The following is a 10,600-nucleotide window of genomic DNA, read 5'->3' on the forward strand; positions in this document are numbered from 1 at the left end:
AGTACCCGCAGATTAGACCATAATTTTAAAGCCCCATTTTTCGACAAGCAGAATCATTAAACAGTGCTATGATGGGTTAAAATTAATCTAGAAAGTTCTCCTCCAATAAGGTTCGGCATGTTTGAAAAATTATCAGGATTAATTTGAACATAATCATGGAATAATTCTTTTGCTATTTCGCGGGTACCGAGTCCGACCCCGAGGAAAATATATGATTTTTTCATGTTCTTTAAAACTTCGGCTTTAAGCTTGCGGTTTTCCATGGAGGCGATTTCGTCTTCCACATACATTTTTCCTCTTTGTCCGCGAAAGTCTGAAATCATTACAATAATTCTTGTATTAGATTCTGAAGTGAAGTAACGTTCGCAGTTTTCCAAAAGAATATACTCATAAACCGAATCACCCTGCCAATCTGTACATAAAGAGCGAAATAATTCTTCTTCCTTTGCATCATCGTATTCTTCTTCATAATTTTTGATGCAACTTAAGTCTATCTTATCTTTTAAATTTTTCCTGTCAGAATAGCTGTGAACTGCAAAACGCACATTATGCACATTCATAATATGGCAACTACTTAAAAGTGCGGAAAGATTAGCCACCGAATATTCAAAATTAAAAATACGTCTGGACTTGCTGACCAGAAATACTACTTCAACACCTTTAAGTTTCTCTTCTTTTTTATCTATGATCGTTTTATCAAAAACTCTGGTATCTCCGCGGCCATTCTTAAAAGAGATGTACTTACGGGTGTCAATTCTTCTGCCTTCGTTTTGGTACATGCGGGTAATATCAATTTCCGGGTCAAAGAGTTTTTCGAGGTTAAGCTCGACGTCGTCCAACTGGTTTCCAAAGATTTCCTTATATTCTTTGAGACTAACGTCTATCGTATAACTCCAGAGAATTTTTCGTTTTGCAAGGAATTGCTTATAGAGTTCTTCGGTTCTGTAACCCCAGGCACCACCACCGCCTCCGGGTTCTCCCTGTCCCATATTTCCCCTGGTATCCTTACCATACCAGGCATCGGCACCTTCTTTGGTCTCTCCTCCTGTTTCCGGTGTGTCGATTTCAATTCCTTTTTTTAAAGGATTCCCGGAATTACGAAGCTTTGCTTTTCCTGTATTGGGATCCCGCTTATGAAGTTCAGGATCCCACCAGCGCTTTTTTTCGATATCAGTAGCTATCGTATAGGTTTTTTTTTTACTCTCTATTTTTTCATAGAGGTCTTCCGGAAACTTTCGGTTCTTGATACCCTGTTCCAAAATCCTTTGCATGTTATACCGTTCTTTGGGATCGCTTATCTGGTTGATGTAGTAGATAAGTCCTCCAAGCACAATGCTTTCTTTAAGTTTTTCCGATTCCGGATGGTTATTATGAAGAATGTGGTCTTTCCAGCGAAGTAAGTTGGAAAGTCCGAAGATATAAGGATTCAGGTTTGCAGAGCCAATAACCCTTCTGTGAGAAAGATCCTTAAGCTTTATGTGGAATTCTACCATGAGAGAAATGAGTTCCATTTCCGGCAGATAAAATTCGAGGATTTCTGTTAGTGAATCTGAATCTTCTAATTTAGGAAAGATGATGGCAGTGAAGCGGTTTCTAAAAGCCCGTGAAATGGTAGCTGTAGACTTGGTTTTACGGAAGAGCTTCCAGGCATAAATTACAGTATTGTTTTGCAGGGAAATAGGATGTTCTTCTCCACTTTCCGGTGGCAGGGACAGGGAACGAGCATCATCTAGGAGCATGTTTAACTTCTCTATGAGTTCTGCACCGGCTGCTTCAAGTGCTGTAATCACAATAGTAGAATCGTTACGTATCCCCCGACTTAAAGGTCCATCTATCCACTTGATATTTCCATCTTCAAGCGGTTTTAGAGAGCCGAGGATATCAGAGGTATGAATACCCTTGGAAAGATGAATGATTTCCAGACGTTCTCCGTAAAGTTCGGATAAAAGAGGCAATAAAAAGTTGGTATCGTCTTCTTCTCCGTATTCGATGAGGATGTTTTCTTTCATCTGAACGGCAGTTAATACTTTTTCTAAGAATAAACGGATTTTAGAAGTAAGAGGGATGGCGTTTAATAAGTTTTTAGCCCTGTCTTCGTTTTCAATTCGAACTTCTTTATCATTGCAATAGAGAGTTTTATCCTTGACAAAAAAGCTGATTTCAACCGGAACAAGATTATCTTTGACCTGCAGTTCGTCTCGTAAAAGCTGAGCCTGTCTTCTTCTATCTTCTTCCTGTCGAAAAGGCTCTACATAAAGGTTTTCTAATTCTCTATAAAAAATCTGTTTTGAACTCGGATCGTAAGTATTTAATCGACTACAGGCTTTCTTTAAAGTTCTCAAGTTAAAGTGGTATTTTTCCAGATCTCCTTTACCTAAGACACCGGAGGTTACCCGTTTTTCCGTTTCCATAGTAATGCGGATACAGGTCTGGATAAGGGATTCGGCCAGATCCGGATATAGTTTTTTTAGAATATAATAAATTTCAGAAGGAGGGTATTCATCTATATAGACGGTGGCAAAATGTCTTGTAATTTCAAAAGGTAGAGACTTACGACCTTCAAAGCCTTCAGCAGGGTTCTGAGTTCCAACAAAGTTGAAACCATTTTTTGCTGATACCCTGGAACCATCACCTTCCAGCATATTAATATAATTCGATTCATAAACCGAAGCGAAGCGCTTAATAACCGATGGAGAACAGAGATTCATTTCATCAGCCACAAACGTGGAACCGGAACGCAGGGCCGAAATGAGAGGTCCATTTACCCACTCAAAACCTTTTCCATCCATCAAAAGCCTGTAGGAACCAATCAGATCTTCCGGAAGTGTATCTTCGTTGAAGCTGAAACGAATTGTCGGATGGTTTCTTCGAGCGTTAATATAATAAATAAGAGCGTTTTTTCCAACCCCGGCGTCTCCTACTAAAAGCACCGGATAACCCTCTAAAAGGGGATACAGGACATTTCTGAGGTTTTTCAGGCTGGTCTCGGTCTCAATGAAATTAGAAGGATACACGGGGATTTTCCCGGTGTTTTCAAATTTGGGGACTTTCATCCCGGCAATCTCTACATACTCCATAGGTCTATAGTTTTAAAAATTATGTGTAATAGCAACTAATTTTATGGGAAGGGAAAAGAAATAAACTATGCTTTTCGTCACGATTATTTGATTTCCTACTTGGGTCTGATAATTATCCATTTAAAAAAATAGGGAAATTTTTCTTAATCGCAGGCAAACAAGTGCTTGTTTACTTCCTGAATTTCCGTTCCAATATATTTCTTGCATTTGAAACAACAGAAAATAGTCTAAAAAATAGGAGTATACCATGCTGATAGCTAATCCTATTTATGATGTGTTTTTCAAATATATGCTCGAAGACAATGAAATAGCCAGAGAGTTTATCGGCACAATCATAGACGAGGAAATTATTGAATTAGCCTTGCAGCCGCAGGAAAACACAGTGCAGATGAAAGAGTTTGTATTTACCGTTTTGCGGATGGACTTTCATGCTGTCATCAAAACCAAAACCGGCACCAAAAAAGTGCTCATAGAAATGCAAAAAGGGAAATATTTTGATGATTTACGTAGGTTTCGTAATTATCTCGGTGAAAGGTATTCCAAAGATAAAGACAATTATCCTATTATCACCATATATTTCTTGGGCTATCCCCTCGATGAAAATCTACCTGCTGCTACTTATGTGAAAAGAGATTATTACAATCGGTTTACAGGTCAGAAATTAAATGTAAAAAATGCCTTTATTGAATCACTCAGTCATGACACATACCTTATCCAGATTCACCTTTTGAAAGAAGGAGTAAAAACAAAATTAGAAGCTTTACTCTCCATCTTTGACCAGACCCGAATTGATTCAGAGAGGTTTATAATCAGCTTTCCTGATACAATGCTTGATTTTGATATTTTAAAGAAGATTGTCCATCGTTTGCAAATGGCGGGGGTATCAGAAGAATTACGAAAAAAAGCAGAAATTGAGAATGAAATAGAGTCCTCTTTCAAGTCAATGGCAAGGCAAATTCAGGAAAGAGAAGAAGCTATAGAGCAAAAGAATAAAGCTCTGGAAGAGAAGGATAAAGCTCTGGAAGAAAAGGATAAAGCTCTGGAAGAGAAGGATAAAGCTTTAGAGAAGAGCAAAAACGCAATGTTGGATTTTGCAAAAATACTTAAAAAAAGCGGGATGCCTATCTCGGAAATCTCTCAAAAAACCGGTTTATCCCAGGAGGAGTTGGAGAGAGAACAATAACTATCATTCCCTTCCAAAGTGGAAACCTGACTATACTCCGGACATAGTGAAATTCTCTAATTTGGATAGATAATTCTTAAAAACCCCCTTGCTTCTTCTAAAATAGCAGCAAAGTCAATGTGCAATTCAGGTAATTCAAGAGCAATAGATGTCTGCATGGTAGGAAGAAAATAGAAAGCAACTAAAAATATGTCAAGGATTCTTTTGGTTATTCCATCATAAGCAGATGTTAAGTCTATAGTTTAGGGAAGTAAGAGTCAAGGAAATTTTCACACAAGGGAAAGAATTAGCTGAAGTCTATCCAAACTTTTATGAGTTTATCTTCCTCCAGTTCGGCAAAAACTGGATATTCGCCATCATCACTAAGGATCGATACTGCTTTACCGGGATTTTCGTTTGAGAAGTCAAATTGTGCAAAACCCAGTTTAGACAGTTTTTGAGTGATTGCATGGTATGAGAAATCATTATTATTCTCAACATCTCTTAATTTCAAAGTTCCATCTTGAATTAATTGTTTAATAGTTTTGTCACCTATTTTATCGGAATAGTTCTGGAAATCCGTTCCGTAAGTGAAAATTTGTTCTGTTTTTGTATGGATATATTCTCGTTTAGTCGGCCTGGATTCTTTTTGCCAGTCTTCCAGATATAGAGGGTCACATAATAATAATTTCCCGGAATCTATTTTTAATATTCCAATTTGTATTTGTTTCATAATAATATCCTAAATAGGGAGAAAAGAATGAAAAATATTAATAGGCCAATAAATTTATTGGTGAAATCTATATAAAACTTCTTTTCCTGCTTTTCCCCGGGTAATAATTCATGAATTTCAGCATGGCATTCCAAGCATAATACAACGGTTTCATTGTTATCCTTTTCTAAGAAATACTTTTTAGGATAAATATGATGTTTATTGATAAACCTATATTCACCACACCTTTCACAAATTCCCTTTTTCATTTTTTTAATCCTGGTTTGAGTAGTTCGTGGTAAATAGTTTCATTTATCATAAGCAGATGTTAAGATTGCAGTTTGTGAAATTAAGAGTCAAGGATATTTTCCTGCAAGAACTGAATTTTCATACAGGTAGGTGAGTCTCCGTAGATTCGCTTTTCACCTGCTTTTTCTCCTTGACAACCCGGATTTCCTGTTTAAAGACTGGAAATTGAGGCAGTTTCTATGAAAAACAAAGACCTATTGATTCGATTTGATTGGGTAATCAAAACCATGCTAAGAAATAAGGCAAACTTTGATATAATCGAGGGTTTTCTTTCCGCCTTATTAAAAGAAGAAGTGACCGTTCTCGAAGTATTAGAAAGTGAGAGTAACCAGCAGAATGCCTCACAAAAATATAATAGAGTGGATGTACTTATCAGGGATAGTAAAGATAGGAAGGTCATCATAGAAGTGCAGAGCGACTCGGAATCTGACTTTATGGAACGATTGCTTTTTGGAGTCTCGAAAACCATAGTCGACCATTTTCGCCTGGGAGATGCCTATTCGAATATTAGTAAAATCATATCTGTGAGTGTGCAATACTTTAATATGGGTAGGGGCACCGATTACATCTATTATGGCAGTACCGAAATTCGCGGAATGCATACAAATGAACTATTGGATGTACGGGAAAAAGTCGAGACCATGGTAGACGGTGAGCTAAGGATAAAATTTCAGAAAAAGAATATATTTCCAGAATACTATATAATTTCGGTAAACCGCTATCCTGACATAGTGAAAGAAGATATAGACGAATGGATCTATATGATGAAAAACAATATAGTCAAAACCGAGTTTCATTCACGAAATATAGATAAAGCCAGAGAGAAATTAAAGATACTCAATATGAGTGAACAGGAAAGACTGGATTATGAAAAATACCTGATGAATTCAGCTATAGAAAAAGATGTTATTTCTACTGCAAGGATAGAAGGCAGAGCGGAAGGCAAAGCAGAAGGCAAAGCGGAAGGCAAAGCAGAAGAAAAACTGGAAACCACTATCAATTGTATAAAGGCCGGCTTATCTAATGAGACCATCCAAAAAGTTACAGGCCTTTCTTTAGATGAGATCCAAAAGGTAAGGGAAGGGTTGGAGAGTTGCGGGTGAGTCATCGGTAGCTCCAGGCATGATAGAGTTATACTATGAATTCCGGAACTTATTTAAAAAATCGTGTTGCCGGGATGAATAATACCTATATATCCAATGGATTTTTCAATCCAACTAGGCTATAGAATCCGGTAATTGTAAGCAACAATTCCCGAAATTAAGCTATACCAGATTTATGCTAAACCCGTATACCCTCAGAATCTTGATACAGCATTTGATACCATGCAAGCATTCACAACTAATGCTCGTGCAGAAAGTCTGATTGATGGAGCAAGGGATATTACAACCGGCTCATTTGGACTGGGTCATTTGAATGATTTCTATCAACACCAACCGAGTAGAGAGCAATTCATGAAAGACGAGGCAAAAAAGCAATTAGCCTCTGCATTTGCAACTCAATTTGGTTTTTCTCCAAAAATAGCCAAAGCTTTTGTGGATAAGAAAATAGGGAATTACGAGCAAAAAAAATCGGATAAAGAAGAACGTATTCAGGCCATAAATTCAACAGTTCAGACAGCCGTTATTACGGCTGTTTCCATGGGGGCTTTAAGTTTTCTCGGTCCCGCGGGAAATGCCATCTCCAATGTTACAAATACCATAACAAATACAGTAGGGAATGCTCTTTCCTCAGCAGGTACCTGGGTCGCTGAAAACGTACTTTCGCATATTCCTTTTTCTTCCAGTATAGGCAATTGGATAACCGGTGGAGTTTCCAATTTACCGAGTATGCCCAATCTATCCACCATGTCAGGAACTACGGCTGAAAACGCTTTAAACGCCAAAGCTGCCAACCTCATATTCAAAACAGTAGATGGTTCTAAAAATGGACCAAAAGGAGCCCTGGTTGGTTTTTTTAATGGAGTGCTGAACATGTCAGCCTCTTCCCAGAGTTCATTGAGTATAAGCATGACGGAGACGGGCAAGAAAAACCCCTGGGATATAAACTACAAGAAAAAGTTTGGTTTTGGCGTCAGTGCCTCTAAAGGAAACTTCACTTTGAATGTAGATGGGAAAGGTTCGACTTCTATGGGTTACAATTTTGGAAATACGGGTTCAGTCAATGTAAACTTGACGAATAAAACGGTTGGTGGGAATCTTAACTTCGGTAGCTTCTTAAGTCCCGAAATGAAACTTCCTCCCGGAGTGAATCCGAGTCTTTTCTTTCAGTCGAAGTCCTTCCGTAAAGATGCAGATAATGTATCTCTGGATCCGTTTAATCAAAAACCTGATAATAAAAATGTGGTGGGTCTGGATGTAAAAGTAACGCTGCCTCGTATCGCACCACCTGGCGAAGGTAAGGATATTGATCCTTTGCTGGGAATTACTCCCCAGCTGGGATTTCGTATGGGAAGTGATGGTAAGTATAACTCTTCCCTTAGTATAAATGGAACCAATATCATCAGTACGAATAACAGCGGAACCTTCATGAATAATAATATTCTTTCTGATTATGTAAATAATACTCTGGAACAACAAATCAGAACTGAAAATGATCAGGCTCTTGCAGATGCTATAAATAAAAAGAAAAAGGGGCAAACAGAGGAGATAGCTGCTCTAATCGGAAAAGAGCGAACAAAAGAGATAGCTGCTAAATTGGGACTTAGTGACGACCTTGATTCCCTCACTCCCAAGCAAATTTCGGCTTTGAATAAGGAGCTGATACAGGAAGCTGTTAATACAGGAAAAATGCCTCCTACAGATGACGAAGCTTCCGGCTGGTCAAAAAACAAAGATGATAGTTTATGGACTAAATTTGTAGGTGATGCAAACGATGCCTGGCAAATTTTACAGGGAAGCAATGTAGATGACGACGGCTGGGTAGATGCAAACGGCGTCTACCACCAACGCACCTGTTTTGTGGCCGGGACTCTAATCTCCACAAAAAACGGTTTCAAAAAAATCGAAGATATACAGGTTGGGGATGTGGTGCTGTCAAAAGACGAGGCTTCCGGAAAGATTGTGTATAAAAAAGTCACCGAGCTTTATTATCACGAGGTAGATACGCTTTTTGAAATCCGCTTATCTAACGGGGAGATAATAGAGACAACCTGGAACCACCCATTCTATATAGAAAATAGGGGCTGGACAGAAGCCAAAGATATTCTTGCCGGCAATAAATTAATCACTTCAACCGGTATTATAGAAGTCGAGTCTAATAAAGAGAAGTATGTAAGCTCTGTCGGAGTTTACAACTTTGAAGTGGAAAATACTCACAGCTATTTTGTCGGGGAAAATAGGGTTTGGGTTCATAATTATGATCCTAAAGATTTTTATCTACAAGATGAACTAAAACTTCCTATAAAAAATCAAAAGTTAAATCCTATTGAACAACCATTTAATAATATTGATGAATTTATAATAGATGAATTAAAAAATCAAGGAAAACTTCTTACAGAAGAAAACAAACAAAAACTACTAATTAAAATTGCGTTGGGGAATGGTAATCGAAATGTAGATGATTTTAGAAATTCTTTAAAAGAAGGAACTTTAGATATATTCAGTTCTTTAATTAATTATTATGATCGTCAAATCGACACCGAAAATAATAAAAGGAGTGCATACATTAGTAACGAAGGACGTAGCTTAACATTTTACGAAAAGAAACTTTTAAGCTTAATTTATGGAAAACGACTAAACACAGACGTTATCAAAATCAAACCTAGTACCGAACAATCATTTTTCAAAAGGGAAATTACGAATTTATATTTAAAAGCAACCAATAGGAAAAAGGAAGATGTTATGTATACAGAAGGAAATATAGTATATGTATATGAAGGTAGATTTAAAAAAAACGGAGATTATGGATTTGGTGATACTGAAACAATTATTCATGAAGGCTGGCATATATATAGTAACCAAAATTCTGAAACTGGAACCTTGTCCGAATGGAATTCTATTAAAAGAAAATATATGGCTTTTAAAAATTTAGGTTATTATTATGATCATGTTCAACAAATAAAAGCTAATCAATATTTTTATCCAGATAAAGAAAATAAATTTAAAAAGTTATCCGAAGAAGCACAAGCAGAATATTTCAGATCTTTATACAATAGTTCAACTTCTTTACGCTATAATAGTGTCAACAAAAACAGTAGAAAAGATAATTTTCATACTTACTTGCAGTATATAAATTATTTGAATAATGCAAGGAACCCAAAATGATAAAGCGAATTTTGAAAATATCTATCATATTTCTTGGAGTAATTATCTTACTCTTAGTAATAATTATTTTTACTTTTGAACCTCCTGAAACAGTAAATAAAAAAACTATGATTTTTTCAAATAATTCCAATCATACATTAACAATTAAAGTTTTTTATAATGAAATATATTATAATGAATATGAATTATATAAAAAAGGAGAGGCAAGAAATCCTCTTCCGATGGAATCGCCATGTGACGATTCAAGCACTCTTTTAAAAGACGTTAATGTAAAAAATAATATATTTACAATTAAAATAGCTCCAAGAAAAGAAGTTTGTTTTGGAAGCAGTACAATAAAAAATAGCATAATTTTTTATGATTATATTATATTCACAAGAGTAATAAATAAACAAAAGATAGATAAAAAAATTGATATAAACGATTGGATAAAAATGAAAAATGGTTGTTTTGGATTTCATCCAAGATTAAAAGATTGCAAACTGAGATATACCGATCTTTTTAAAGAATAGTTAGTATTCTTAATATAAGCAGCCATGGACGGCTGCCCGGAGCGCACGAACACACGGATGTGTGAGTAGCGGGTTTCTTTTCTTTTTGCCCCTCCTTTTTCTTTACTTTACATAAAGAAAAGAAAAAGAGGGATATGCAAAGACTCTGAAAAAAGTAAGCATTGTTTTTACAATATATGCCGGAAAATAAACGGTTTCAAAAAAATCGAAGAGATTCAAATTGGGGATGTGGTGCTGTCCTATAACGAAAAAACCGGGGAAATAGAATACAAGCCCGTGACACAGCTTTTCCGCCACGAGGTGAAGACCATCTTTAAGCTCACCTATGCTAATGGAAAGGCTGTCGAAACCACATGGAACCACCCGTTTTTCATAACCGGTGGTTTGAACCACAGCTCAGAGGCAGTGTGGAAAGAAGCTATAACGGGATAGCTTACATCCGGTTACTGAGCAAGCGAAGCGCGTCGAAGTACGCGGACGGCAGTTCCATGGAGGTACTGTCTGTGGAACAGGAATACAGAGATGAGTTGGTCTATAACTTCGAGGTGGAAGACAACCACACT

9 protein-coding genes are annotated in these 10,600 nt (G+C 36.8%); 5 read left to right on the forward strand and 4 right to left on the reverse strand.

What is annotated here, in order from left to right; all coding sequences use genetic code 11:
• Nucleotides 1-56: 56 nt before the first annotated feature.
• Complete coding sequence (locus H7A25_17760; GenBank protein ID MCP5501754.1) at nt 57-3,077, reverse strand: AAA family ATPase; 3,021 nt, start codon at nt 3,075-3,077, stop codon at nt 57-59.
• 247 nt (nt 3,078-3,324) lie between these two features.
• Between H7A25_17760 and H7A25_17765 the strand changes: the two genes are divergently transcribed.
• Nucleotides 3,325-4,260, forward strand: a complete 936-nt coding sequence (locus H7A25_17765) for a hypothetical protein (GenBank protein MCP5501755.1) — start codon at nt 3,325-3,327, stop codon at nt 4,258-4,260.
• A gap of 286 nt (nt 4,261-4,546) precedes the next feature.
• Here H7A25_17765 and H7A25_17770 read toward each other — a convergent pair whose 3' ends face one another.
• Both H7A25_17770 and H7A25_17775 read right to left on the reverse strand, forming a co-directional pair.
• Nucleotides 4,547-4,972, reverse strand: a complete 426-nt coding sequence (locus H7A25_17770) for a hypothetical protein (protein ID MCP5501756.1) — start codon at nt 4,970-4,972, stop codon at nt 4,547-4,549.
• Nucleotides 4,969-5,220, reverse strand: a complete 252-nt coding sequence (locus H7A25_17775; protein MCP5501757.1) for a hypothetical protein — start codon at nt 5,218-5,220, stop codon at nt 4,969-4,971. Before H7A25_17775 ends, H7A25_17770 begins: the two co-directional genes overlap by 4 nt.
• Before the next feature lie 219 nt (nt 5,221-5,439).
• Between H7A25_17775 and H7A25_17780 the strand changes: the two genes are divergently transcribed.
• Nucleotides 5,440-6,363 carry an Rpn family recombination-promoting nuclease/putative transposase gene (locus H7A25_17780; GenBank protein MCP5501758.1) on the forward strand — a complete coding sequence of 308 codons (924 nt, stop codon included), beginning with the start codon at nt 5,440-5,442 and terminating at the stop codon, nt 6,361-6,363.
• A gap of 509 nt (nt 6,364-6,872) precedes the next feature.
• Here the strand turns inward: H7A25_17780 and H7A25_17785 are convergent.
• Nucleotides 6,873-7,286, reverse strand: coding sequence for a hypothetical protein (locus tag H7A25_17785; GenBank protein ID MCP5501759.1), 414 nt, complete (start codon nt 7,284-7,286; stop codon nt 6,873-6,875).
• A 502-nt stretch (nt 7,287-7,788) separates the two neighbouring features.
• On the opposite strand from H7A25_17785, the gene H7A25_17790 reads away from it, so the two are divergent.
• The 3 genes from H7A25_17790 to H7A25_17800 all read left to right on the forward strand — a co-directional run bounded on the left by H7A25_17790 (nt 7,789) and on the right by H7A25_17800 (nt 10,469).
• Nucleotides 7,789-9,525, forward strand: coding sequence for a Hint domain-containing protein (locus H7A25_17790; GenBank protein ID MCP5501760.1), 1,737 nt, complete (start codon nt 7,789-7,791; stop codon nt 9,523-9,525).
• On the forward strand, nt 9,522-10,037 hold the full coding sequence (locus H7A25_17795; protein MCP5501761.1) for a hypothetical protein: 516 nt from the start codon (nt 9,522-9,524) through the stop codon (nt 10,035-10,037). The genes H7A25_17790 and H7A25_17795 overlap by 4 nt, the downstream gene beginning before the upstream one ends.
• A gap of 111 nt (nt 10,038-10,148) precedes the next feature.
• Nucleotides 10,149-10,469 carry a hypothetical protein gene (locus H7A25_17800; GenBank protein MCP5501762.1) on the forward strand — a complete coding sequence of 107 codons (321 nt, stop codon included), beginning with the start codon at nt 10,149-10,151 and terminating at the stop codon, nt 10,467-10,469.
• Nucleotides 10,470-10,600: the final 131 nt, after the last annotated feature.

This window comes from Leptospiraceae bacterium (assembly GCA_024233835.1).
GTDB lineage: Bacteria > Spirochaetota > Leptospiria > Leptospirales > Leptospiraceae > JACKPC01.